This is a genomic window from Marinobacter daepoensis DSM 16072, assembly GCF_000421165.1.
In the GTDB taxonomy this organism is placed as follows: domain Bacteria; phylum Pseudomonadota; class Gammaproteobacteria; order Pseudomonadales; family Oleiphilaceae; genus Marinobacter; species Marinobacter daepoensis.
Genome location: NZ_ATWI01000012.1, coordinates 212817 through 237020, shown reverse-complemented (window position 1 = coordinate 237020; position 24204 = coordinate 212817). Strand labels below are relative to the sequence as shown.

The 24204-nt window shown below is 58.6% G+C and carries 20 protein-coding genes; 11 read left to right on the top strand and 9 right to left on the bottom strand.

Annotation, left to right across the window (positions count from 1 at the left end; genetic code table 11):
• Positions 1 to 45 precede the first annotated feature (45 nt).
• The 3 genes from K325_RS0114990 to K325_RS0114980 all read left to right on the top strand — a co-directional run bounded on the left by K325_RS0114990 (position 46) and on the right by K325_RS0114980 (position 4464).
• Positions 46 to 933 (top strand): AEC family transporter, encoded by an 888-nt coding sequence (locus K325_RS0114990; protein WP_029655083.1) that lies wholly within the window; start codon positions 46 to 48, stop codon positions 931 to 933.
• Between the two features lie 27 nt (positions 934 to 960).
• A complete protein-coding gene (locus tag K325_RS0114985; RefSeq protein WP_029655082.1) occupies positions 961 to 1851 on the top strand; it encodes a prenyltransferase in 891 nt (296 codons plus the stop codon).
• A gap of 111 nt (positions 1852 to 1962) precedes the next feature.
• Positions 1963 to 4464, top strand: coding sequence for an acyl-CoA dehydrogenase (locus K325_RS0114980; RefSeq protein ID WP_029655081.1), 2502 nt, complete (start codon positions 1963 to 1965; stop codon positions 4462 to 4464).
• Between the two features lie 54 nt (positions 4465 to 4518).
• Here K325_RS0114980 and K325_RS0114975 read toward each other — a convergent pair whose 3' ends face one another.
• Positions 4519 to 5466 carry a LysR family transcriptional regulator gene (locus K325_RS0114975; RefSeq protein WP_029655080.1) on the bottom strand — a complete coding sequence of 316 codons (948 nt, stop codon included), beginning with the start codon at positions 5464 to 5466 and terminating at the stop codon, positions 4519 to 4521.
• A 131-nt stretch (positions 5467 to 5597) separates the two neighbouring features.
• Here K325_RS0114975 and K325_RS0114970 point away from each other — a divergent pair, with 131 nt between their 5' ends.
• Positions 5598 to 6581: a DMT family transporter gene (locus K325_RS0114970; RefSeq protein ID WP_084694258.1), complete on the top strand. Its 984-nt coding sequence runs from the start codon at positions 5598 to 5600 to the stop codon at positions 6579 to 6581.
• Between the two features lie 36 nt (positions 6582 to 6617).
• Here K325_RS0114970 and K325_RS0114965 read toward each other — a convergent pair whose 3' ends face one another.
• From K325_RS0114965 to tmpA, 6 genes are all read right to left on the bottom strand, one after another.
• Positions 6618 to 7760: a sterol desaturase family protein gene (locus K325_RS0114965; RefSeq protein ID WP_029655078.1), complete on the bottom strand. Its 1143-nt coding sequence runs from the start codon at positions 7758 to 7760 to the stop codon at positions 6618 to 6620.
• A 148-nt stretch (positions 7761 to 7908) separates the two neighbouring features.
• The gene (locus K325_RS0114960; protein ID WP_029655077.1) at positions 7909 to 8487 is read right to left on the bottom strand and encodes a gamma-glutamylcyclotransferase; all 579 of its coding nucleotides are present in this window, start codon (positions 8485 to 8487) and stop codon (positions 7909 to 7911) included.
• Positions 8488 to 8522: 35 nt separating this feature from the next.
• Positions 8523 to 9155: a MarC family protein gene (locus K325_RS0114955; RefSeq protein ID WP_029655076.1), complete on the bottom strand. Its 633-nt coding sequence runs from the start codon at positions 9153 to 9155 to the stop codon at positions 8523 to 8525.
• Between the two features lie 109 nt (positions 9156 to 9264).
• On the bottom strand, positions 9265 to 10317 hold the full coding sequence (rluF, locus tag K325_RS0114950; protein WP_265596846.1) for a 23S rRNA pseudouridine(2604) synthase RluF: 1053 nt from the start codon (positions 10315 to 10317) through the stop codon (positions 9265 to 9267).
• A gap of 99 nt (positions 10318 to 10416) precedes the next feature.
• Positions 10417 to 10995 (bottom strand): HD domain-containing protein, encoded by a 579-nt coding sequence (locus K325_RS0114945; RefSeq protein WP_029655074.1) that lies wholly within the window; start codon positions 10993 to 10995, stop codon positions 10417 to 10419.
• Positions 10985 to 12148, bottom strand: a complete 1164-nt coding sequence (tmpA, locus tag K325_RS0114940) for a 2-trimethylaminoethylphosphonate dioxygenase (RefSeq protein WP_156836609.1) — start codon at positions 12146 to 12148, stop codon at positions 10985 to 10987. Before tmpA ends, K325_RS0114945 begins: the two co-directional genes overlap by 11 nt.
• A gap of 103 nt (positions 12149 to 12251) precedes the next feature.
• Between tmpA and K325_RS0114935 the strand changes: the two genes are divergently transcribed.
• Both K325_RS0114935 and K325_RS0114930 read left to right on the top strand, forming a co-directional pair.
• Positions 12252 to 13142 (top strand): LysR substrate-binding domain-containing protein, encoded by an 891-nt coding sequence (locus K325_RS0114935; RefSeq protein WP_029655072.1) that lies wholly within the window; start codon positions 12252 to 12254, stop codon positions 13140 to 13142.
• A 200-nt stretch (positions 13143 to 13342) separates the two neighbouring features.
• A complete protein-coding gene (locus tag K325_RS0114930; protein WP_029655071.1) occupies positions 13343 to 14854 on the top strand; it encodes an acetyl-CoA hydrolase/transferase family protein in 1512 nt (503 codons plus the stop codon).
• A 3-nt stretch (positions 14855 to 14857) separates the two neighbouring features.
• Here the strand turns inward: K325_RS0114930 and K325_RS0114925 are convergent, their stop codons facing one another.
• Positions 14858 to 16474, bottom strand: a complete 1617-nt coding sequence (locus K325_RS0114925) for a flavin-containing monooxygenase (protein WP_051146673.1) — start codon at positions 16472 to 16474, stop codon at positions 14858 to 14860.
• A 225-nt stretch (positions 16475 to 16699) separates the two neighbouring features.
• On the opposite strand from K325_RS0114925, the gene K325_RS0114920 reads away from it, so the two are divergent.
• Complete coding sequence (locus K325_RS0114920; protein WP_029655069.1) at positions 16700 to 17335, top strand: TetR family transcriptional regulator; 636 nt, start codon at positions 16700 to 16702, stop codon at positions 17333 to 17335.
• A 33-nt stretch (positions 17336 to 17368) separates the two neighbouring features.
• Here the strand turns inward: K325_RS0114920 and K325_RS0114915 are convergent, their stop codons facing one another.
• On the bottom strand, positions 17369 to 18481 hold the full coding sequence (locus K325_RS0114915) for an NADH:flavin oxidoreductase (protein WP_029655068.1): 1113 nt from the start codon (positions 18479 to 18481) through the stop codon (positions 17369 to 17371).
• A gap of 89 nt (positions 18482 to 18570) precedes the next feature.
• On the opposite strand from K325_RS0114915, the gene K325_RS0114910 reads away from it, so the two are divergent.
• The 4 genes from K325_RS0114910 (at position 18571) to K325_RS0114895 (ending at position 24140) form a co-directional block, all read left to right on the top strand.
• The gene (locus K325_RS0114910) at positions 18571 to 19017 is read left to right on the top strand and encodes a winged helix-turn-helix transcriptional regulator (RefSeq protein ID WP_029655067.1); all 447 of its coding nucleotides are present in this window, start codon (positions 18571 to 18573) and stop codon (positions 19015 to 19017) included.
• Between the two features lie 148 nt (positions 19018 to 19165).
• Positions 19166 to 21409 carry a GGDEF/EAL domain-containing response regulator gene (locus K325_RS0114905; protein ID WP_029655066.1) on the top strand — a complete coding sequence of 748 codons (2244 nt, stop codon included), beginning with the start codon at positions 19166 to 19168 and terminating at the stop codon, positions 21407 to 21409.
• Complete coding sequence (locus tag K325_RS0114900; protein WP_084694257.1) at positions 21391 to 23301, top strand: sensor histidine kinase; 1911 nt, start codon at positions 21391 to 21393, stop codon at positions 23299 to 23301. The genes K325_RS0114905 and K325_RS0114900 overlap by 19 nt, the downstream gene beginning before the upstream one ends.
• A 194-nt stretch (positions 23302 to 23495) precedes the next feature.
• A complete protein-coding gene (locus tag K325_RS0114895; protein ID WP_029655064.1) occupies positions 23496 to 24140 on the top strand; it encodes an OmpW/AlkL family protein in 645 nt (214 codons plus the stop codon).
• The last annotated feature ends 64 nt before the right edge of the window (positions 24141 to 24204 follow it).

Sequence of the window (24204 nt, the reverse complement as noted above, 5' to 3'; positions counted from 1 at the left end):
ACCAGTTCACAGTCTGCCTTAACAAACGGTTATCGGAGCCTTCCCATGATTGGCCAGATTATCTCAACCATGCTCCCGGTGTTTCTCATCGCCGGTTGTGGTGCCCTCTATGGCCGTTACCGGACACCGGATATTCGTGGCCTGAACGTTCTGAACATGGAGTTGTTTGTTCCCATGCTGGTGTTCGCCGTGCTGGCCGACCAGCAGGCTCCGCTGCAGGACTATGGCTGGCTTGCCCTGGCCGCTACCGTCGTGGTGCTCGGTTCCGGGCTTGTCCTTTACCCGGTGGCAAAGGTGCTGAAGCTGAACCTGAAAACCTTTCTGCCCCCCATGATGTTCAATAACTCCGGCAACATGGGCATCCCGGTGCTGGTGCTGGCGTTTGGTGAGGCGGCCCTGCCCGCCGCTGTGGTCCTGTTCATCGTGGAAATGCTGCTGCATTTCTCCGTCGGCCTGCACATGCTGGACCCTCAGACATCGGTTCTCCGCCGCCTGCGCCAGCCCATTGTCTTTGCCAGCCTGGCCGGGCTCGCGGTGAACCTCAGCGGCGTTGCCCTCCCGGGCTGGTTGCTGGAAGCCCTGAATATGCTCGGTGGCGTCTGCATTCCTCTCATGCTGTTTGCGCTGGGAGTCCGCATGCTGGACGTGGACTTCAGCGACTGGAAACTCGGTCTGATCGGGGCAATTGCCTGCCCTCTCTCCGGTCTGGTGTTGGCGTGGCCGATGATTAACGTGCTCGACTTGCCCGCTTTACAGGTCGCCAGCCTGTGGGTCTTCGCCGCACTGCCACCGGCGGTACTCAATTACATCGTGGCCGAGCAGTATCAGCAGGAGCCCCATGCCGTCGCATCTCTGGTGTTGCTGAGTAACCTCGGAAGCCTGGTGGTTATGCCGATAATCCTCGGCTTGGTGTTCGCGGCGGGCTACGTGTAAGCTTTCTGCAATCCGGAGACTTGATCCATGTCCGAAACCATCGCCGTCGTCCGCGCCTCCCGCCCGAATTTCCTCCTGTTGGCTCCGCTCTGCGCGGGCCTGGGCCTGGCGGCGGCCTGGCAACAGGACCAACACCCCGGATTGCTGCACACGGTTCTGGTCTTACTCGGCGCGGTTCTGGCGCATGCGGCCGTCAACCTGCTCAACGAGTACGACGATTTTCACTCCGGCCTGGACCTGCTCACCCGGCGAACCCCGTTCTCCGGTGGCAGCGGCGCACTCCCCGAGACACCCTCTGCCGCGCGCCAGGTACTCTGGGCTGGCCTCGGCACCCTGGCTCTGGTTGCCGCCATCGGCCTGTACTTTCTCTGGCTACGGGGCCTGCCACTTCTGATCCTCGGGGCCGCCGGGCTCGTGCTTGTCCTCACCTACACGCGCTGGATTACCCGCTCCCCCCTGCTGTGCCTACTGGCACCCGGTATCGGGTTTGGCCCTGTCATGGTTCTGGGCACCATCATCGCCCTGGGGGCCAGGCTGGATGCTACAGCCCTCCTGTGTTCACTGGTGGCCTTGCTTCTGGTCAGCGAACTGCTGCTCATTAACCAGATCCCCGATGCCGAGGCAGATCGCAAGGTCGGGCGTCGGCATCTGGTGATTACCCAGGGCCCCCGGAAGGCCTCGCTGCTGGCCTCCGGGCTTCTGCTAAGCGCCTATGGTGTGATTCTGGCCGGGCTGCTTACCTCCACATTACCCCCGTGGACCACCCTGGCCCTGATACCCCTGCCGGCGGCACTTTGGGTCAGCCGGATGCTGCCTGAAGTCCTGGACCACGCCGAGCGCCTTCACGCCGTCCTTGGCCTGAACGTAGCCGTCCTGCTTTCGACGCTGGCCCTTATGTGCGTAGGGCTCAGCCTCTAGGCACACCAGTGCGCGGGCTTCAGCCCCACCTCCTGCTTGCAACTGCCCGGACTTTAACCGAAGGTAAGATGCAAATCTGGCTGATTTCATTAGTGATACGGAGGTCTAACCATGAGTGTTCTGCTCCTTATTCTCAGTGCCCTGGCGCTGATCTATTTCAGCGTCGGCGGAAAAACAGCCGCAATTGTCATGTCCGTCGCCACACTGGCTGGCGTGGCACAGGACGACTGGCATCTGCTCAGTTTTCTGAGTGGCGGGATTCTGCTGGCACTGGCGCTGCTGGTCACTCTGCCCGGGGACCTTCGTCTCGATAAATTCAGCCGGCCCTTGCTGGGTTGGGTGCGCCGCCGCCTGCCCAGGCTGTCCGACACCGAACAGGAAGCCCTGAGGTCCGGCTCGGTGGACTGGGACGGGGAACTGTTTTCCGGCAAACCCGCCTGGAACAAACTACTGGATGCGCCCCCGGCGCACCTGACCAGCGAGGAGCAGGCGTTTCTTGATGGCCCGGTGGAAGAGTTGTGTCACATGCTCGACGACTGGCAGATTACCCACGAACACTACGACCTGCCGGACAAGGTCTGGAAGTTCATCCGCAACCAGGGTTTCTTTGGCCTGGTAATTCCGAAGGAAAACGGTGGCCTTGGTTTCTCCAACACCGCCCACTCCGAAATTGTGATGAAAATCTCCACCCGCAGCGTCTCCGCCGCCGTGACCGTGATGGTGCCCAACTCCCTGGGCCCGGGTGAACTGCTGATGCACTACGGCACCGATGGCCAGAAACAGCACTATCTGCCGCGCCTGGCCTCCGGTACGGAGATTCCCTGCTTTGCCCTGACCTCGCCGGTGGCAGGGTCCGATGCGGGCGCCATCCCGGATAAAGGCATCGTCTGCAAAGGCGAATGGAATGGCAAGGAAGTGCTGGGCCTGAAAATCACCTGGAACAAGCGCTACATTACACTGGCACCGGTCGCGACCCTGATCGGCCTGGCCATCAAGGTCTACGACCCTGAGCACTTGCTGGGAGAGCAGGATGAGATCGGTGTGACCTGTGTCCTCGTGCCACGGGAAACAGAGGGCGTGAATACCGGCGCCCGGCACCTGCCGATGAATACAGTCTTCATGAACGGGCCCACCTGGGGTACCGACGTGTTTATTCCTATGGAGCAGGTGATTGGCGGCCAGGAGATGGTGGGCAAAGGCTGGACCATGCTGCTGGAGTGCCTGTCCATCGGCCGCTCCATTTCCCTGCCCGCTCTGGGCACCGGGGCTGGCAAACTGGCTTGCCTGGCCACGGGCTCCTACGCCTACACCCGTGAGCAGTTCGGCCGTTCCATCAGCCAGTTTGAAGGGGTGCAGGAGGCCCTCGAACCCATCGCCGGCTACACCTATATGATGGACGCCGCGCGTCTGCTCACTGCCGGCATGCTGGACCGGGGCGTGCGCCCGTCAGTGCCCTCTGCGGTGCTCAAGTACCGCAATACCGATCTGATGCGGGAAGTCATCAATCACGCCATGGACGTGGTGGCGGGCCGGGGCGTCATCACCGGGCCTCGCAACTTCCTGGCCCGGGCTTACCAGGCGGTCCCCATCGGTATTACCGTTGAAGGTGCAAACATCCTGACCCGGAGCCTGATGGTGTTCGGCCAGGGCGCCATCCGCTGCCACCCCTTCATTGTGGAGGAAATCGAAGCAGCGGGCATGGACGACAACGACAAGGCCGCCAGAAAGTTCGATGGCATTTTTTACCGCCATCTTGCCCACACAACCCGAAACGCCCTTCGTGCCTTTGTCCTCGGGCTGAGCAAAGGGTGGCTGGAAAGCACCCCTCGCCAGGGGGACATTCAGAAGTACTACCGTCAGCTGGGACGATTCTCGGCGGCTTTCGCCCTGATGACCGACGTCACTCTGCTCACGGTCGGTGGTGGCCTGAAAGCGCGTCAACGCCTCTCGGGTCGTATGGCGGACTGTCTGGTGCAGCTGTACTATGCCACCGCAGTGATCAAACAGTGGCACGAAGAGGGCTACCCGGAAGACCAGCGGGATCTTGTCGAATGGTGCCTGCAAACCTGTTTGCACGACCTGCAGAGCGCCATGCGCGACGCGATCATCAATTTCCCGGTAGCGGGCTTACGCTGGCCGCTGCGGCTGCTGATCTTCCCACTGGGAGCTACCGGCCTGAATGGCCCGGATGACCGTCTTGGCACCCGCGTGGCGGCCACCATTGTCAGAGACACCGCCGTTCGCCAACGCATCAGCCGGGGAACCTTCGTCAATCCGGACCCGAACGATCCGCTGGGCCGGGTACTCAACGCCTACAAACTGGCCAAGGAAACCGAAGGGATGCGCCAGCGCCTGCACGACGCCATCCGCAGCCGCAACGAAGATGAACTGGATGGTCTGGCACTGCTGATGGGGCATCAACGCAAGGAACTGGTGGATTGGGCCTGCGCTCAGGGAATTGTGACGGCCGATGAATGCCCGAAACTGGAGGAAGCCCTGACAGCCCTGTATGACGTTATCCGCGTCGACGCCTTCGATGCCGAGGGGCTGAAAGCCCTCGCTAAAGACGCACAAGGTAAACGAAAGGTCGTGGAACGGTCGCCCCGTTCCTGAATGGAGTCTCACCGGGGGCAGCCTGAGCCGCCAGCCCCCGGACAGCCTGTCACCTTACTTCCCTCGCAGGCCTCCCCGGATCGCCTCGTCCAGCAACCATCGGCGAAGGGTCTGAATGCCCCGTTCACGCCGTCGACTGGTTTTCCAGGCAAAGTAGAACTTGTCGCCAGTAACCACCGAATGGGTGGGCAGCCTGACAAAGTCTTCAGAATCTTTCCGGGTGCTGAGCATGTAGTCGTTGGTCAGGGCAATTCCCTGATGGAAACGCGCAGCCTCAAGGGCCAGCAACATATGGCTGAAATGCTGAACACGAGCTCGCGAGGGTAACAGTTCGTTGGCCTCGCGATACCATGCATCCCAGTCACCCGCTGATTTGTCGAAAATGCTGTGGGTCGAAAGCAACGGAAAACGCGCCATCTCCTCCGGCGTTACCGGGGCTTCATCCTGCTCTTCCGAGCCTGTATCACGTCCCAGCTCCCGACGCATCCGCTTCCAGTAGTCCTGGCTGCAAACCGGAAAGAGGCGTTCAGTGTAAACATGCTCGTAACTGTAGGCCGAGGCGGTGGTGTGGATGGTAATAAAGCAATCCGCCACCCGGTCCGACAGCACCGGATTTTCGCTGCTCATCTCCAGAGCCAGATCAATCTGTGGGTGCAGTCGCTGCAGCTCCGGCAATCGGGGCACCAGCCAGCGCACCGCAAAAGAGCTGAACACCGACAACCGCAACCGGGCTTCCTCGTGCCCAAGCAACTGCTGGCTGGCCCGTTCAATCTGAAACAGCGCAGACCCGACCGCATCGAAATACTGGCGACCCTCGTCGGTCAACGTCACCCGGCGCCCGGAGCGCCAGAACAACCGCTCTCCCAGATAGGTTTCCAACTGCTTAATCTGATGGCTCACGGCGCTCTGGGTAATCGCCAGTTCCTCCGCCGCAGCCGAAAAGCTGTTCAGCCTTGCGACCGCTTCAAAAACAGGGAGAGCTTTAAGGGGGGGAAGTCTCATCGACACAAACCATCTAAATTTCTAATGAATAGCTAATAATGATCATTTCATTGAATATTAGCATTGGAATAGACTTCTCTCCTGGTCCATTTACCCGTCCCCGAAGACGAATCACAGGAGGCTGTCCCAACGTGTCAGGCAAAACCGTCAACAGCGCCATTATGCTGCTGGTTATCGGCAACGCCATGGCGCTTTTTTCAGATGTGCTGATCAAGCTGCTGGACCCCGAAACCCCCATTTTCCAGTTCGCCTTCCTGCGCTGTGCCATCACTCTGGGCCTGCTCCTGCCGCTGGCCGGCAAGCTTGACCGCCAGAACCTGTTCAGCGGCCTGAAAGTCCATGCCATCCGCGCTCACGTTCATCTGGCGGGTATCGCCTGCATGGTGATCGCCCTCACCAACCTGCCACTGGCGACTGCAAACGCCTTGTTCTACGGCGCCCCAATTCTGGTGATGGTGCTGTCCGCGTTGTTCTTCCGCGAAAAGCTCACGCCATTAAGCGTCACCGCCGTGATCAGTGGCTTTCTCGGGATCATCGTGATTCTGCGCCCGGTGGAGTTCAACTGGGCGGCGATTGCGGCCCTGGGTTCGGCGCTGACTCTGGCGGTTAACGCCGTGATGGTGCGGAAGTTGCCCAAACAGCAGAGCACGGTGCACAAGCTTTTCCTGAACTATCTGCTGATTCTGCCCGCCGCCGCGGCGCTGGCCATCTGGGAAGGGGCAGAATGGGACCCAACCATCTTACTCATCGCCGCCGGGTCTGCCCTGCTTATCCTGGCTTACAACATCACGGTTTTGCTGGCTTACCGGCAAGTGGACGCCAATCAGGTAACCAGCGCCGAGTACACCGGGCTGATCTGGGCCGTCGCCGTTGGCTGGATCTGGTTTGGTGAAGTGCCGGATATCTGGTTTCTGGCGGGCACGACCATGATTGTGGTGCCGCTGATCCTGATCGGCCTTCAACATCGTCGCCGCTCTCCGGCCCGGGGCTTCAACCCGGCCACCCGGGAGGATGCCGGGCCTGGCAACGAAAGCCACTCCCAGGCAGCCAGCAAGGCTGAGACACGGACATCACCCGCTATAACAGACGCTTGCGGCCACTCATCCTCGCAGTAACCACCACGCGCCTCCCCCCGGAAGGGAAGGCGCGCCTCAGTGTCGGCGAAACGGATAGAACAACTGCCCCAGATAAGAGCCTGGCAGCTTCCGGGTGGTACCGTATTCCGCCGGCCAGTGCGCTTCTGGAAAATGGTAGGTGCCAAACAGCCGGTCAAACAGCACCGTGTGCGCAGAGTAGTTGGTATCAATGGCCGGTTTTTCCGAACTGTGGTGCCAATGATGAAATTGCGGCGTAACCAGCAGGTACTTTAAGGGCCCCCACGGAATATTGAGGTTGCTGTGGATAATGATGGCTTGCAACGCTGCGAAGGTCACGTAAATATCCAATGCTTCCTTGCTGGCACCAAGGAGGTACAACGCCAGCATCACCAGGCCACGTTCAATAAAGATCTGAACCACATGCGCCCGGGACCCGGCCAGCCAGTCCATGGTTTCCACCGAGTGATGAACCGCGTGGAAAAGCCATAGCCGCCGGACTTCATGGAACACCCGGTGCTCCCAGTACAGCACAAAATCCGCCACCAGAATCAGCAGGACAACCTGGAGCCAAAGGGGCGTACTCTGGATCAGAGCCTGCAAGCTGTCGCTGGCCACCCACTCAAAGTGGGTCACCAGGAAGTTGCCGAACAGCAGAATGGCCGAGATCAGCAAATGGTTCAGGCAGAAGTAGAAGAAGTCCAGGCCCCACTGATCCCTCAGAATGACCTGATCCCGATACTTCGGAAACAGCTTTTCCAGGCTGGTAAACACAATGGTTGAGCCAAGAAATGCCAGAATCAGCCAGTCGACCCCCAGCGACAGGGGTTTTGGCTCTACCGGGCCCACCGGAACGTTGTAACCACCAAGACCAAACGCCATCAGCGTCATGACAATCCCGGCAGCACCCAGCCGCTTCCGGCGGTCCAGAATGAAAGTGGCTACCCCGAAAAACAATGAAAACCACATGCCATACTTCAGGATATCCTGAAGCGCTTCGGCATCATAAACCGCTCGCAGATCGGTGGTGGTCAGATAAGACGGGAACAGGTAAGCGAGAACCGCCGCCAGGCTCAGGCCCCCGAGAAAAACTGAAAAGTAGCCGGGAATCCGGCCATTCCGAAAGCGCAGCTCTTTTTCCGGGCGGGGCTCAACAACTCGTTCGCGGTACTGGTAACCGGCATCAGGTTCGGTGTTCATGCGTTCCCTGCAAAGATTTTGGGTTGATCAACCACCGTCCGTTCACGGGCAACGCCGACGATGACCCATCATGGCGGTTGAATCGGGCCAGCTATAATATTTCAGGAACATTTGAACTGCCAGCCACTTGCGAATGACCGGAAACGCCTCAGCTCTCGGTCAGCAACCCGGACTTCAGAAGGCAAGCTTCCAGGGCGAAGGTGTGCGCGCAATCATCGCCCAACTGCCGTAACGAATCGGCCAGCCGCAACAGGTAATCGGCATTGGGCCCGCTGGGGCCGGTTGCCAGGGCGATCTGGCGGGCAATGTCTGCATCCGGCGCCTCACCCAGAAAGGCCTGGTTGTCTTCGGTCGCAATATAGACCAGGCCTTCGGCCTGGCAACCGTCGTCAAAGGTCATCGCGGTGCTGAAGCGCAGATAGCCGTTTTTCTCCCGCACGTCCAGATACTCGAACACCTTGGGTGACACCCGGTACGCCATGCCCCTGCACACAGCCTCTGGCTGCTCAACCAAGGTCACCACCCGCCCCGGTGCTTCGGGTGTGCCCCGATGATCATGGGAGCCCTGCCAGAACCGCCGTGCCCAGCCCTGAATAGAGGCAGGCCGCTGCTCCAGAAACGGGAAATCCACCTTGTAGATCAGCGAGCCATAGCCAAACAGCCAGATAGCCTCAACACCGTCGAAGTTGAAGCGGCTGCGATTATCCTCAATGGTATTGGCCGACATGATGCCTCCCACGTTCAATCAGCAACCGGATTCTTTCAGGCACCTGAGGTACTGGCGACAAACCCGGAAATCCCGGTAAGCACAATTTCAGCCGCCATCGCCGACAGGATCAGACCACTGATTTTCGACATGATGTTCAGGCCGGTTTTACCCAGCGCCTTTTCCAGATAGCTGGACAAACGCAGCAACACGCCCAGGATAAACAAGCCAGACACCAACCCCATCAGCCCACCCGCCACCTCCGGCACGGCCTTCAGCTCGGCACCATAGACCATGATCGCCCCAATGGTGGCCGGACCAATCATGACCGGAATGGCCAGCGGCACCACCGCCACATCGTCCCGGTCTTCGTCAGGTAACCCCGTTGCATGGTTGCGGGTACCACTGTTTACCAGACTGATCGCGGTGAGGAACAGCAGACTGCCGGCACCAATCCGGAAGGAATTCAGGGTAATGCCAATGGCACTGAACAACAAAGGACCGGCAAAGAACAGGATCACCCCCAGAATAAACGCCGAAACACAGGCGCGACGAATGATAGAGGCTTTTTCTGCCGCTGGCAGACCACGCGTCAGAGCCAGAAACATGGTGACGACAAAAAACGGGGCGAGCAGGAACACAAAGCGAATGGTGCTGCTGAGGTAAGTGCTGAAAAACGTATCGAGCATTCGGGCAAATCCGGCCGGAGGTTTGAGCCCGTAAGCATAGCGCCTGTCATCGTTTTCTGCCGTAAGGAAGAGAACCTACGGCCGGATCATGATCGACAGGCGGCCAGCCTCAGCGCTTCTTGATCGAGGGCTTTCGTGGTTTTCCGGGCTTCGGAGAGCGCCCCTTCGGCCCGGGGGGCCGGCCTCCCGCTTTCGGGTTACCTCCGGGCCTGCCGGAACGTTTGCCCGGCGCCGGGCCTGCACCTTTCCCCTGGCCCTTACCCGTCGCTTTCCCTGCCCCCCGGCCAGCCGTTTTCGCGCCTTGAGTCCGGCGCGGAGGCCGGTTCCGGGCTGATGCCGCTTTCTTGGGTGTTGCGCTGCCTGGTTGCGCTGCTTCTGAGGAGGATTCCCGAATGGCGTCAAACAGGATCGCCAACTCCTGTTCGGTCAGGTCCCGCCAGGCACCAACCGGCAAGCCCCGCAGGCTCACGTTCATGATCCGCACCCGTTCCAGGCGGGTCACTTCGTAGCCAAAGTATTCTGCCATGCGACGTATTTGCCGGTTCAGGCCCTGAACCAGAGTAATGCGAAAAACAAACCGGGAGACCTTCTCAACGTTGCAGCGCTTCGTCACGGTCCCCAGAATCGGCACGCCATTCCCCATGCCCTCCAGAAACTCCCGGGTCACCGGTTTGTCGACCGTCACCAGATACTCTTTTTCATGGTTGTTGCCGGCCCGCAGGATCTTATTGACCAGATCGCCGTTGCTGGTCAGAAAGATCAGGCCCTGGGAGTCCTTATCCAGACGGCCGATGGGAAAGATTCGCTCACTGTGGCCAACAAAACGCACAATGTTGTCTTTCTCAGCGCTATCGGTGGTACTGACGATCCCCACCGGCTTGTTCAGCACGATAAACACCAGATCATCTTCGTCCCGGGGCACCACCACGCGACCGTTCACCTTCACCACATCGCCGGGCAACACCTGGTCTCCCACCTGAGCGCGACGACCGTTGAGGTAAACGTTGCCCTGTTCGATGTAACGATCCGCATCCCGGCGCGAGCACATACCGCTCTCACTGATGTACTTGTTCAGACGGGTGGATGTCTTGTTGACCATGAAGTCCTGCCGGATTCGGGTGATGAATGGGGGTTCCCGGGCACCGCCCGGTCCGCGCATCATCCCATTGACGCCACTTGTGGGCAACCAACGCAGCCAGACGCCGGGCTCCAGGGCAGTCCGGTGAGGCTTCAGGAAAACCGTGAATGCAACACCGAGCGGTCAGTCGTTCCGCTCCACCAGCAGACGATTGAGCAGCGGGCGATACTCATCAAAGCTACGGATCCTGGCGCCGGGCACCTTACCCTCATCGTCCCAGACCCTCAGACGCAGAGCATCCCGGTAATATTCGTGGGTCTGGAATTCCGCCACCTCCGGTTCTGTCATCGGCCCACCCTGCACGTTCAGGGAATTAACCGAAGCCGGCGAGAGGCGGTTAAAATAATCCGGATTGGTCGCGCACAAGTAACGTTTGGCGGCCACGTGCAACTGGATCGGTTCACACACCGACTTGGGAAAGAAGGCGGTCAGCACCTCGGCACCGGCAGTCTCGTGATAGTTGTCCTGCCCCTGTTCCAGAGACTCTTCCGGGAACTCACTGGTGTAGTGGCCAATGTCATGCAACAGTGACGCCGCAATGAGGCTCTCCGGCGCACCGGCTTTCTCTGCCAGCGCCGCACTTTGCAGCATGTGTTCCGACATGGTGACCGGCTCCCCCATGTACGACTCCCCGCCTCTGCGTGCGAAAATGTCGGCCAGGAAGGCCACGATATTGTCCCGGCTCAAAGACTCAAACGACATGGCACTCACCTTTCTGTTCCAGCACCGCCAGGGTTGACCGCAGGCCATCCAGGTCTGCGTAGGCACCCTGCAGCCATCGCGATCCGCTTCCCTCATAGCCCACCCGGCCATGGGTCACCCGGGTGTTGTCGACGATGAACAGTTCCCCGGGCTGCAGCTTGAACGTGACAGCCAGCTCCGGCCGCTCCATGATGTCCGCCAGCTTCCGGTAACCATCGTAAAAGGCTTCCATCTGCTCGAACGAAATGTCCGTCACGGGCCCCAGGGAGCGATTATTGAAGCGAACCGTCAACAATTCACCATCCGGCCCCAGCTCAATCATCGGCCGCTTGGATTTCAGCATCACATCGCCCGTGCCGGTAAAGGTGTAGTTTGCCGGCAACGAAGACAGCGCCTGAAACGCATCTGGAGCTTCCTCTCGCAGGATTTCGACCGCCTTGAAGCTGTCGACCACCACCGAGTCCCCGCCCTCAACCGAATTCTCCAGACACGACAGCAGCTGCAGCGTTGGAACCGGGTCCCGGTAGGGATTGTCGGTGTGAACCTGCAAACCCAGACCGGTGTAGGCCAGGTTCACCGGGTTCACTTCTGTGCGGACTTCGAAGAACCGGCCGTAATTGGTTTCCCGAATGAACCCGAACAACTCCACCACCCGGCAGATGGCGCCGCTCTCAACCGGCATATCCGTCATTTTGGCCACGCCATAGCGGCGAATATCAGCCAACCAGCCCCGCAGCTCCCCGGGGTTCTCACTCGCCCCCCGGAAACTCGCAACCGGCAGTTTTTCCTCAAGCTCTTTGCCCCAGCGAACGATAGTCTCGTTCGTCCAGCCAGCCGCCTTGGCCGCGTTGGAAGGGCGGTCGTACCGGTGCAGTCTCAACCAGGCGGCGTCGAACACAACCACTTTGTTTTCCGGTAAGAAGGCGATCTCCAATCGAGCATCATCAACGACCGTGGCGGCCTTGACCCCAACCTCCTCCGGCACATCCTGAATACGAACCAGCCGCTGACCATTACCCGGCGACAAGGTCTCAGAATCGGGGGAGTTATCCCGGAGCCAGATTGCGTGGAACCGGGCGCGCACACCATCAGCCCATTCCACCTGCACAACCTTGCCTTCTGCCAACATCTTGACGTTGCTCAAACCCAGCATGTTTCTCTCCTTCGACGATCTCTTTCTAAGGTGGAGTGAATCCTAACGAGCCTCCCGTTATTATAAAAACAATCTTTTATAGCCCTAAGGGTATAATTTTCTAATGGATAGTCTGCCAATCAACCACTCTTTGCCGCCTCTGAGCTGGCTCCAGGCTTTCGAAGCGGCGGCCCGCCTCGAGAGCTTCACCCTGGCCGGAGAAGAACTGGGGCGCTCACAAGCCACCATCAGCCAGCAGATCCGCTCCCTTGAGAACCGCCTGGGCTCCGAGCTTTTTCATCGCCTGCCCCGCGGCGTGGAGCTTACGCTGGATGGGGCAGCCTACATGCCCCACGTACGCTCTGCCTTTGAGACGATTGCCGCCTCAACCCGGGACCTGTTTGCCACCAACCGGCACACCATTGTGACCCTGGCTTCGCCGGTCTCCTTCGTTGCGGGCTGGCTGGCGCCGAGACTGCATGAACTGGACGCCCAGTCCCAGCGGATCAACCTGTCGATTGCCACCATCAACCGACCGGTAGACTACGACATGGAAAGCGCGGATCTGGAAATACGCTATGGGGATGGAGCATGGCCCGGCGTCGAGCGGAAACTGATTCTGGAGGAACGCCTGTCTCCGGTGTGCGCGCCAGCGTTGCTGGAGACCGTGGTTCACTGGCGTCAGTTACCGGTCATTGGATTGTCAGGGGCCCGTGCCGGGTGGTCGGAATGGTGTACGGCGGCAGGGGTTCCACCTCTTGGCGCGCCCGTCTACCGGTTTGACAGTTTTGTCCTGGCGCTGGAAGCCGCCCGGGCGGGAGCGGGCATTTTACTGGCGTCCCTGCCTCTGGTGGAAGCACCACTGAAGAACGGAACGCTGGTGCGTCTGTCAGACGTTGAACTGAGACCCCGGACCGGGCACTGGCTGACTCGCGATCACCGCAAGCCCGTCAAGCCCGAAACCCGGGTAGTCTGGCAATGGATGATCAACCTCGCGGGCGAGTGCCCGCCATAAAAGCTTCCCCGGTTTTACCACCAACTACCTTTTATTATCTGGGACTTACACCAGCATTAGACTAAAGGATTAGGTAGTTTCACTAGCATTATTAAGCATGCTTTCTTATTTCGCTGTTAGAATGTGGCGTTTTTCTGTTCGCTCCAAGCGCCGCCACAGCCCAACCCCGTGGCATTTCAACGCATAGCAAGAGGTGGATCATGTCGACCGAGTCCCGAATTCGTTGTCAGAAACTCAGCAATCGCATTATGAGTGCGCGAGATGCTGCCGCCCTGATTCCCTCTGGAGCGAATGTCGGCATGAGTGGCTTTACCGGTGCAGGCTACCCGAAGGCGGTGCCCCAGGCGCTGGCCGAGCATATCCGTGACCATCGTGCACGGGGCGAGAATTTCCGGATCAGCGTCTGGACCGGTGCCTCAACCGCACCGGAACTGGACGGCGCCCTTGCCGAAGTTGATGGCATTGAAATGCGTCTGCCTTATCAAAGCGACCCGGTCTGTCGTCAGAAAATCAACGAAGGCCGGATGGAATACATCGACATCCATCTTTCCCACGTTGCCCAACATGCCTGGTCGGGCTTTTTTGGCAAGCTTGATATTGCCGTCATCGAAGTGGTGGGCATTACCGAAGACGGACGGCTGATTCCCTCATCGTCTATTGGCAACAACAAAACCTGGATCGATCAGGCCGACAAAGTCATTCTGGAGGTCAACCACGGCCAGAGCGCCGGCCTGGAAGGCATGCACGATGTGTACTACGGTACCGCACTGCCTCCACGACGAAAGCCCCTTCCCATCACAAAGACTGATGAGCATTTCGGCGAAAAGTACCTGATGTGCCCGCCCGAGAAAGTGATCGCCGTGGTGGAAACCGATGCCCCGGACCGGAACTCCCGGTTCAGTGCGCCAGATGAGAATTCCCGACGCATTGCGGACCATCTTCTGGATTTCTTCGCCAGCGAAGTGGAGAAAAAGCGATTGCCCGCCAACCTGCTGCCACTGCAGTCCGGTGTGGGCAATATTGCCAATGCGGTCATGGCCGGACTGAACGATGGCCCGTTCAACAACCTGACTGCTTACACCGAAGTACTTCAGGACGGCATGCTCGACATGCTGAAATCCGGCAAGCTCTCCCACGCCTCCGCCACGGCCTTCTCCCTGAGCCCGGAAGCCAACCAGGAGCTGGCCGATAACATTGATTTCTATCGGGAGCGCATTGTTCTGCGCACTCAGGAAATCAGCAATCATCCCGAAATCATCCGTCGCCTGGGGATCATCGCCATGAACGGCATGATTGAAGCGGATATCTACGGCAATGTGAACTCCACCCATGTGATGGGGTCTCGAATCATGAACGGCATCGGGGGGTCCGGAGATTTTGCCCGCAACGGTTTCCTGTCGGTCTTCATGACGCCCTCAACCGCCAAAGGTGGCGCTATTTCAGCCATCGTCCCCATGGTGTCCCACGTCGACCACACTGAACACGACGTTCAGATCATCGTCACCGAACAGGGCCTGGCCGACCTTCGCGGCCTGCCACCCCGCCAACGGGCGCTCAACATCATCGAAAAGTGCGCGCACCCGGACTTCCGCCCTCGTCTGCGGGACTACTTTGAGCGCGCCTGCAACAGCGGCCGGGGCATGCACACCCCCCATCTGCTGAACGAAGCCCTGAGCTGGCACCACCGGTACGAAGAAACCGGGCAGATGTAAGCGCTAAACACCGAACTCAGGATGGCGTCCGCTACCAACCTCGCTGGGGGACGCCATGCTGTTTGAGGTTGTCGCCTCTCCCCCTTCACAGAGATACTGCTCCGCATCAAACCGCCGGGTCTGCTGCCGGAACTGCCAGGTAAAACCCGGCCACAGGGTGGTGTTCTTGCCGTTTTCATTCACGTACCAGCTCTTACAGCCCGTCTGCCAGACAGAGTCGCCCAGCCGGGCCTGGATGGATGCGTTGTAGCGGCCACAGGCATCGGCTGTCACGTCGACACTTTTCCAGCCCCAATGGTCCATTTTTTTGATGGCGTCCAGTACATACTGAACCTGGGACTCAATCATGTAGACCATGGAGCTGTGGCCCAACCCGGTATTCGGGCCCATCAGCATGAAAAAGTTGGGGAAGCCAGCCACGGTGGTGCCTTTGTAGGCTTGCGCCCCGTCACACCAGGCATCGAGCAAATCCCGGCCGTCACGCCCGAAAATCATGCCTTTTGGAATGGGCTCCTGAGCCTTGAAGCCAGTGCCGTAAACAATACAGTCCACCGGGCGCTCAACGCCGTGAATATCAATGATGGTGTTACCGCTCACTTCGCGGATTCCATCCGTCAGCACGTCGACATGCTTCTGATCCAGCGCCGGGTAGTAGTTGTTCGAGATCAGCACCCGCTTGCAGCCGAAGTGGAAATCCGGGGTCACCTTCTTTCGCAGTTCCTTGTCCCTGATCTGGTTCCGGATGTGGCGCCGGGCCTGCAGCTCACCGATTTTCAGAATGCGGGGATTGGCCACAAACCCCAATACCCGGGCCTCCAGCATCCAGTATATGCTCTGACGAAGTGCATTCAGGGTTTGCGGAAACTTGTTGAACATCGCCTGCTCCAGAGGCCGGAGTTCGCGATCTGGCTTAGGCATAATCCACGGCGGCGTGCGCTGGTACAGATCCAGATGGGCGACCTCCCGGGCAATCTCCGGCACAAACTGGATAGCCGAGGCCCCCGTCCCAATCACTGCGACCCGCTTACCCCGGAAATCGTAGTCATGATCCCAGGTCTGGGAATGGAAACTAGCCCCTGTAAACGTGTCTATGCCTTTGATCTCGGGATAGGCCGGCGTGCTCAGCCCGCCCATGCCAGAGACCAGAATCTCCGCTCTCAACTTGCGAAAGGCTGGCAGGCTTTTATCGCTCCGGTCCAGTTCAGAGCCCGGTTTCAGGCCCTTTTCTTCCATGTATGCCCAGAGCCCGGGGCTGTCACAGGTCTCTATCATCCAGGCTGAGGTTTTATCATTCCAGCGGGCGCCTGCAACGTGAGTCTTGAAGCGGATGTGTTCCATCAAACCGTATTTCTCAGCGCAGTGTCTCAGGTATGCCTGTATCTCTGGCTGACGTGCGAACATGCGCGTCCAGTTAGGGTTCTGCTCAAACGAGAAAGAATACAGGGCCGACTGAACATCACAGGCACAACCGGGGTAATGGTTGTCATGCCAGGTGCCTCCCACATTGTCGCTCTGCTCCAGGATCACAAAGTCTTCAAAGCCCGCTTCCTTGAGCTTGATGGCCATTCCCAGGCCCGAGAAACCGGTCCCGATGATGGCGATTCTGGTGGCTCGTTTCATTGCTGCGCTCCTGTGTGGCCCGGGGGCCTTGCCTGTTATTGTCGGGGTTGTCATCATGACGAGTAGACAAATGTATACCGCCCAAAGTAGACAGCTGTATACCCGAAGTTGAATGAATGGCCCTGAGTGACAGGCGATTGGCCTCAGCAGGGCGCCTGGATTTCTGGCTGGCTCAGCGCAATTGGCACCAACACACGGGCACACGGATCAACAGAAGAGGACCCCATGGGCACACTGGCTGGCGGAAAACTGAAGCTCGTTCAGGCCGCACTGAGACTGATCACCGAGACCCGGAGCCTGACTTCCCTTGGATTACGGGAACTCGCTCGTGAAGCTGGCTTGAACCCGAACACCTTTTATCGGCACTTCCGAAACCTGGATGAATTCGGGCTTCAGGTGTTGGGGTACATTGCGGAGGACATGAAGGCGGGCGTTCGACAACTACGACAAATGGCAGACTCTTCCGAGCAGGCATCCCACGACACCGTCACCTTCGTCTATCACTACTTTCTCGCCAACCCGGCCGCCACAACGGTTGCGGTTCGTGAACTGCACGGGCCTTCTCCCGTGCTGCGTCAGGCACTGGAAGCTCAACTGAATGCCAGCGCCCGGGAGATGGCGGAAGATATTCTGGAACGGGGACTGGTGCCCGGCGTAGAAGCAACAGTGGTGCATGAGATTTCACACATGACCATCCGCTACATTCTGTTCCGCGCCCTGGATTTTATTGAGAAACCGGAACAGCGGGAGCGGATTCAGGGCGAAACGGAGCGGTTTATCAACCGGCAGTTCCGTGGAGCCTTGATCGAATCGCTGGATATCAGACAGATTCCGGCACTCAAAAAAGCCGCGGGCCCATAGGCGCGCGGCAAGCGGGGTTGAAGGGGCTTCCGGTCAGTAAAGCGTGGTCAGGGATTTCCGGGCGAAGGCTGTCACTTCGTTCAGGCGGCCCTCTTTGACTTTCACCAGCCACTCGGGATCCTGCAGCAGAGCGCGCCCAACGGCGATCAGGTCGAACTCGCCGTCATTCATACGTTCAACCAGTTCGTCGATGCCGGACTGCTCGACCGACTCCTGCTTGCTGGCAAATGTGCCGCTGATGAAATCTTCGGTCAGGCCAACACTGCCGACCGACATGGTCGGCTTGCCGCTCAGTTTCTGGGTCCAGCCAGCCAGATTCAGGTTGGAGCCTTCGAACTCCGGCTCCCAGAAACGGCGCGTGGAAGCATGGAAAATGTCCACGCCGGCCTCAACCAGTGGCGTCAGGAAACGCTCCAGTTCTTCCGGACTGCTGACCAGTTTCGCGTCGTAGTCCTGCTGCTTCCACTGGGAGAAGCGCAGCATGATCGGGTAATCCGGCCCTACGCGGTGTCGCACTTCTTCAACGATTTCCACCACGAAGCGCAGCCGGTTCTCCAGGCTGCCGCCATACTCGTCGTCCCGCTGGTTGGTGCCTTCCCACAGAAACTGGTCCAGCAAATAGCCGTGCGCGCCATGAATCTCAACACCATCAAACCCAAGGGCCTTGGCATCCTGAGCGGCATCGCCGAAGGCTTTCACTACATCCCGAATGTCCTCGCGGCTCATGGCCTGACCGTTAGGTTTGCCCGGGGCAAACAGGCCAGAAGGACTGTAACCTGGCACAGCAGGATCTGGCTCGGTGCCCTCTTTGCGCACGGCGCCGACATGCCACAACTGGGGGAAGATGGCGCCGCCCGCTTCGTGCACAGCATCGACAACCTGCTTCCAGCCCGCCAGAGCTTGCTCGCCGTGAAAGGCCGGGACGTTCGGATAGCCGTTCGCCGCTGCGTGATTGACCGTTGTACCCTCGGTAATGATCAGGCCAACACCGGCTTCGGCACGCCGGCGATAGTAATCCACCACATCTGGCCCCGGTACGCCGTTGGGCGAGAAATTACGGGTCATTGGAGCCATGGCTACGCGGTTGCGCAGCTGGAGGTGATGAAGTTCAAACGGATCAAACAAAGGACCAAGATTCATGCTCATGAGATAGGCAACCTCGTCAATTTGGTTTCGTAAAGCAACCCTATTGAATCCGGTTTCAAAATGCAACCCTATTAGGTACACTTCTCCCCATGGCCAGAAAACGTTTTGATGATTCCAAATGCTCCGTCGCCCGTGCCCTGAACGAGGTAGGGGACTGGTGGTCCCTGCTGATCGTACTGCACGCCATGTATGGCACCCGTCGGTTCGTGGATTTTCAGCAACAGCTGGGGATTGCCAAGAATATCCTGTGCGACCGGCTGGCCAAACTGGTGGACAACGACGTCCTCCGGAAGGTAGATGTGGGCGAGCACGGCTCCCGCTTTGAATACCGCTTGACGGAAAAAGGCCGGGATCTGTTCCCGGTGGTGGTAGCCCTGCGTCAGTGGGGAGATAAATGGAATCCGACTCCGGAAGGCCTGCCACTGGACCTTCGTGACCGTGAAACCAGCCAGCCCATTCAGCAGGTCACCGTTCAGAGTTCCGACGGAAAAACCCTCACGATCAGAGACGTTTTTGATTACGAACAGACACACTGACAAACTCTGAAAGACCAGCCAGCCACCCTTCTCCCCCAAAGGGGCAGACGAAAAAACAACGTCCCTGCACACCATCACCACTTGTGATTTGTCTATTTTCCGTACACCTCCTATAGTCGTAGTAAGGAAGACGGAAGGAGGCAAAGGAATGACCACTGGTGCGCAGCTCTTTTCTTTCTCGGGCGATGATCAGGGCACCCTCCCTACGACCAACGTCCCGCTTCCCTGGAAAGTTCTCAGTGTCGAAGATGACAGGAGCTATCAGGACTCCCTGATCTTCAGTTTGAAACGGCTCAGGGTCCTGGGCCGTCCGGTTGAGCTTCTGACGGCTAACTCCGCGACAGAGGCCGCCCTGCTTCTGGCCAAGGTGCAGGACATCGGCCTGATTCTTCTGGATGTCGTGATGGAGGAAGAAAACGCCGGACTGGGTCTGGTGGAAACCATTCGAAACACGCTGGGCAACCAGACCGTGCGCATTGTTCTGCTAACCGGACAGCCCGGCATAGCCCCCCGCACACGGGTTGTTCAGGACTACGACATCAATGAGTACTGGGACAAGGCCGAGCTTCAGGACCGGCTTCCATCCATCGTCACCACCAACCTGCGTACCTGGCAGACCATGACCGAACTGGAGCAGGCCCATACCGGGCTGCAAATGGTTGTGGAAGCGTGCCAGCATATTTCCGACCGTCACGATCTGGCGCGTTTTTCAAACACCGTGCTGGAACAGATTGCCCAGGTGCTCGGTCTTGAGGGTAACAATGGGGAGGGCATTCTGTGTCTGGAACATAATACCCAGACAACCAAGCCGTTCACCGTGCTCAGCAGCTTTGGCACCTTCCACCAGAGCCGTTTGCAATCCCCCCACGATCTCAACCAGGCGCTGACCGCTTTTACTCCCGCGATTGAACAGGCCCTGGAGGCTCAGAAGCACCAGTTCTTCGACAATCACGCCGTGCTGTTCTTTCCTCACTCGTCTTCAAGTCACGGGGGCGCAGACAACACCGTCCACACCGTCCTGCTGAAAACCTGCGAACCTCTTAGCCAGAGCGTGATCCGGCTGCTGTCGGTGTTCAGCGAGAACATCAAGACCGGGTTCACCAACCTGATGTTGCTGAACCGGCTGCAAACGTTGTCCTATTTCGACGATTCACTGCACATCTACAATCGCAACTGGCTGATCCGTAACCTGACCCTGCTCTCTCAACCCCAGTGGAGGGCCAGTGCCTTGTTGCTGTTTTCGCTCAACGATTATGCCGAGAGAACACTCACCTTCGGCCATACCGCCGTGGAGCGTTTTCTGGCCAGCATCTGTGAACAATTGAAGGAAAAACTGCCGACGGGAGCCCCCATGGTCCGTCTTGGACGCGACACCCTCGCCGCCCTCTGCCCTTCGGGCAAGTTACCGGAGGTCTCGTCGTTGCAACAACTGGCGCTCATGGACATCCCCATCGACGGCGCCACCCGCAAAGCCCGGCTGACCCTGGCCCAGCTCAAACTTGCCGACGTTGATCAGGGCTTTCCTCCGGAAGAAGTTTTGCATCTGGCGCAAACCGTCCTCTACGGCGCCCGGCTTGCGAAGCAGCCGCTTCGAATCTACCAGCCGGAGGTGCTCAAACGCATCCAGCATGATTTCGATCTGCTTCAGCAGTTGATCAAAGCACTGGAAGAAGACCAGCTGACCATTTTCCTTCAGCCCAAAATCCGCCTGACGGACGAACAGGTCGTTGGCTTTGAGGCCCTGGTCAGGTGGCCCAGACCCGATGGCAGCTTTACATCCCCTGCCCTGTTTCTGCCTTTGGCTGAAAGATCCGGTTTGCTGGATACTCTGGATCTGCAAGTGCTGCACAAGGCCTTCAATGCTGCACAAAGGCTGTCAGACGCCGGTTACGCATTACCAGTGGCGTTTAATGCCACCTGGAGCGACCTGAACAACGAAGAGTATATCGACCAGCTGCTGTCCAGGCTGGATTCCGGCGACCTGCCCCCCGCCCTTCTGGAACTCGAGATCACGGAAACCCAGGCTATGGAGGGCTATCAGGAATTGGCCCCCAGGCTTGAAGCCCTCAGAACCAAAGGCATGAGCGTCAGCATTGATGATTTTGGCACCGGCCATTCCTCCCTCGCTTACCTCACGACCCTTCCTGCCGACACCATCAAGATCGACCGTTCCTTCGTTCAGCAGCTGGAGTCGGGCAGCATCGGTGAGCATGTGACCGAAACCGTCATTGCTCTGGGCCGCCGGTTCAACTTTGCCGTCGTTGCGGAAGGCATCGAGACCCGGCAACAGCAAGCCCAGCTCGTGAAGATGGGGTGCCTGATCGGGCAGGGATTCCTGTTCGCAAAACCAATGCCGGTCGATGACATTCTGAAATGGCTCGACGCTTCATGACGACAGAGCGTACCCCTGCCAGAAAGCAGGTTCTGTTTCACCTGCCCCTGCTGGCCGCCGTGCTGATTGTACCGCTCCTGGTGGGTACGCTGATCTACGTCAATCGCATGACCTCAGAAAACCAGATCATCCAGAATCAGCAAGACCGGATGCTTGGTATTGCGCTCTCTCTGATCCACAGCCAGCTGGGTGACATGAGTCACACCCTGTACTTGCTGGCCAACGACCGGTTGCTCAGAAAAGCACTCTCCGAGCAACCGATTGATCGCGACAGCGCCCATGAGGTTTTCTTTTCCTTCAACACCGCCATCGACAGCCTGACCCAGATACGCTGGCTCTCACCGTCCGGAATGGAACAGGTTCGGGTAGACCTCACCGATCAGGGCGGAGTTCCAACGCCGGAGCACCGCCTGCAGGACAAAAGCCAGCGTTACTATTTTATTAATGGCATCAACACCCCTCCGGGCGAGATCTACTTTTCTCCCCTGGACCTGAATGTGGAATGGGGCGAAATCGTCATTCCGTTCGAACCCACCATTCGCATTACTCTGAAAACCGGTGAACAGAACCAGATGCCACCCGGGCTGCTGGTGATCAACTACAACCTGGCCAGACTGATGGAGGACCTTCGACAGCTGAATACCAATCAGGTCCAACTGATGATCGTGAACCCGAACGGCTACTGGACACTGCACCCTGACCGGGACAAAGAGTGGGGCGCTCAGAGAGAACAGCCTGGCAACACACTGGCCCGGATCAGCCCTAAATTCTGGAATCAGCTTAAGACCCAGGAGGTCATGGCCGGGCACTCGTTCTATGACGGCATCGTGAGCTCCCAGGTGCTTCATGTGCAGCCGCTCTCTAAAACCATCAACGCTTACCTTCTGGCGATGACGCCCCGGGCTCTGGTGCAGGAAATGCGACTCAAAGCCGCCGGACAGGCCGCCGCCGTCGCTCTGGTGTTATTGGTCATTGGCGGCATCGTCCTCTGGCGGGAATACCGGCAACAACGAACCATGATGGGCCTGAATGCTCAGTTGGCCGAAGACAAAAAAGCACTGGAACAGGCCGGCAAGCGCCAGAAAGATCTGATGTCGCAGCAACAGCTGTTGCAACAGGACCTTGTTCAGGCCTCCAAGCTCTCTTCTCTGGGCATGATGGTTGCGGGTGTGGCCCATGAACTGAACACCCCCATTGGCGGGGCCATGCTAGCGGTTTCCCGGCAACAGCGGGATCTGGAAGCCCTGCAACAGGGCTTTGACGAAGGGCTCTCACGCTCGGCATTCCTGACTTACCTTGAAGACACCCGGCACGGCAATCACCTGCTGCAACTGAATCTTGGCCGTTGTGCAGAACTGGTGCGCAGCTTTAAACGGCTCGCTGTCGACAGGGCCAATGAGGAGATCATCGAGTTTTCACCTAGGCAGGTTGCCGAAGACCTGCTCATTTCTCTGGAGCCCGAACTGAAACAGCATTCCGTGGTTATCGAAGACCAGATTGAGGCCGACCTGAGCCTGGAGAGCTACCCCGGGGTGCTGTCCCAGGTGCTCCAGAACCTGCTGACAAACGCTCTCGACCACGGGTTCGAACCGTCCGAGCCCGGGCGCATTACCTTATCCACACAGGCCGAGCCGGGCCAGCAGCGTCTGGCCATCATCGTTGAGGACAACGGCCGGGGCATCAGCCCCGACATTCGTCCACGGATATTCGACCCGTTTGTCACCAGCCGGCGAGGACGGGGTAACACCGGGCTTGGCCTGAATCTGGTCCACCAGTGGGTGACCCAGGTTCTGGAGGGAGACATTGAGGTGGCTTCCCCCTGCAAGGACGGACGGGGGACCCGCTTTACGCTCTGGCTACCACTGGCGATCGAACGGGTCGACGTCACTTAGCGCGCCTCCGAGCCGCCCCATCTCAGCCCTCTCAACCGCCAGAATCACGGGCTGTTATTGAGATAAATCAAGGCAGGCGTTCTCCCCGAAAACTCTTCTGCGCTCCATCCACCATTTCTTGCGCTAAATCAAGATTCTCATTGCCAATCTCATTAAATTGGGGCCAATGATCTTTCATGTGCAAGGAGATGGCTATGTCTCGTGGTTTTAAACTCAGTATTCTGGCTGCGGCCGTAATGGCAGCAGCTCCGGCGGCTCAGGCTTTCGAAGCGGGTGATTTTGTGGTTCGCGCAGGTGCCGTGCACGTAGCGCCGGACGATTCCAGCGACGAAGTACGTCTGGCTGGTGGTGTGGCAACCGGTTCTGATGTTGCTGTTGACACCAACACCCAGCTGGGTATTCGGGGAACTTACATGTTCACCAGCCATCTTGGGCTCGGTGTTCTGGCAGCAACACCATTCAAGCACAACATTACCGGTAAAGATGGCCTGCTTGATGGCGCCGATATCGGCGAAACAAAGCATCTGCCACCGACCATCACGCTTCAGTACTATCCGATGGCAAGCACCTCAGCGCTTCAGCCCTATGCCGGTGTAGGCGTGAACTACACCACGTTCTTCGAGGAGAAGTCTGACCTCGGCGAACTGGAACTGGATGACAGTGTGGGTGTCGCCGTCGAATTTGGTGTGGATTACATGCTGAGCGAGCAGTTCGGTCTGAACGCTGCTGTCTGGTGGGCAGATATCGACACTGAAGCCGAAATCAAAGGCGTTACTGAGAAACTGGACGTCGAAATCGACCCCATGGTCTACATGGTTGGCTTCACCTACAAGTTCTGATCCGTACCCCCGGTAGCTCCCACGGTCTGTCAGCTACCGGGCGGTACGTTCTCCTGCGCGGGGC

Excerpts from the sequence above, each read along its gene's own strand:
- K325_RS0114955 (WP_029655076.1), bottom strand. The coding sequence starts at position 9,155 with ATGCTCGATACGTTTTTCAGCACTTACCTCAGCAGCACCATTCGCTTT.
- K325_RS0114945 (WP_029655074.1), bottom strand. The coding sequence starts at position 10,995 with ATGTCGTTTGAGTCTTTGAGCCGGGACAATATCGTGGCCTTCCTGGCC.
- K325_RS0114930 (WP_029655071.1), top strand. The coding sequence starts at position 13,343 with ATGTCGACCGAGTCCCGAATTCGTTGTCAGAAACTCAGCAATCGCATT.
- K325_RS0114990 (WP_029655083.1), top strand. The coding sequence starts at position 46 with ATGATTGGCCAGATTATCTCAACCATGCTCCCGGTGTTTCTCATCGCC.
- rluF (WP_265596846.1), bottom strand. The coding sequence starts at position 10,317 with ATGATGCGCGGACCGGGCGGTGCCCGGGAACCCCCATTCATCACCCGA.
- K325_RS0114965 (WP_029655078.1), bottom strand. The coding sequence starts at position 7,760 with ATGAACACCGAACCTGATGCCGGTTACCAGTACCGCGAACGAGTTGTT.
- K325_RS0114975 (WP_029655080.1), bottom strand. The coding sequence starts at position 5,466 with ATGAGACTTCCCCCCCTTAAAGCTCTCCCTGTTTTTGAAGCGGTCGCA.
- K325_RS0114900 (WP_084694257.1), top strand. The coding sequence starts at position 21,391 with ATGGCTCGACGCTTCATGACGACAGAGCGTACCCCTGCCAGAAAGCAG.
- tmpA (WP_156836609.1), bottom strand. The coding sequence starts at position 12,148 with ATGCTGGGTTTGAGCAACGTCAAGATGTTGGCAGAAGGCAAGGTTGTG.
- K325_RS0114910 (WP_029655067.1), top strand. The coding sequence starts at position 18,571 with ATGGCCAGAAAACGTTTTGATGATTCCAAATGCTCCGTCGCCCGTGCC.
- K325_RS0114980 (WP_029655081.1), top strand. The coding sequence starts at position 1,963 with ATGAGTGTTCTGCTCCTTATTCTCAGTGCCCTGGCGCTGATCTATTTC.
- K325_RS0114985 (WP_029655082.1), top strand. The coding sequence starts at position 961 with ATGTCCGAAACCATCGCCGTCGTCCGCGCCTCCCGCCCGAATTTCCTC.
- K325_RS0114935 (WP_029655072.1), top strand. The coding sequence starts at position 12,252 with ATGGATAGTCTGCCAATCAACCACTCTTTGCCGCCTCTGAGCTGGCTC.
- K325_RS0114915 (WP_029655068.1), bottom strand. The coding sequence starts at position 18,481 with ATGAGCATGAATCTTGGTCCTTTGTTTGATCCGTTTGAACTTCATCAC.
- K325_RS0114895 (WP_029655064.1), top strand. The coding sequence starts at position 23,496 with ATGTCTCGTGGTTTTAAACTCAGTATTCTGGCTGCGGCCGTAATGGCA.
- K325_RS0114905 (WP_029655066.1), top strand. The coding sequence starts at position 19,166 with ATGACCACTGGTGCGCAGCTCTTTTCTTTCTCGGGCGATGATCAGGGC.
- K325_RS0114960 (WP_029655077.1), bottom strand. The coding sequence starts at position 8,487 with ATGTCGGCCAATACCATTGAGGATAATCGCAGCCGCTTCAACTTCGAC.
- K325_RS0114925 (WP_051146673.1), bottom strand. The coding sequence starts at position 16,474 with ATGAAACGAGCCACCAGAATCGCCATCATCGGGACCGGTTTCTCGGGC.
- K325_RS0114920 (WP_029655069.1), top strand. The coding sequence starts at position 16,700 with ATGGGCACACTGGCTGGCGGAAAACTGAAGCTCGTTCAGGCCGCACTG.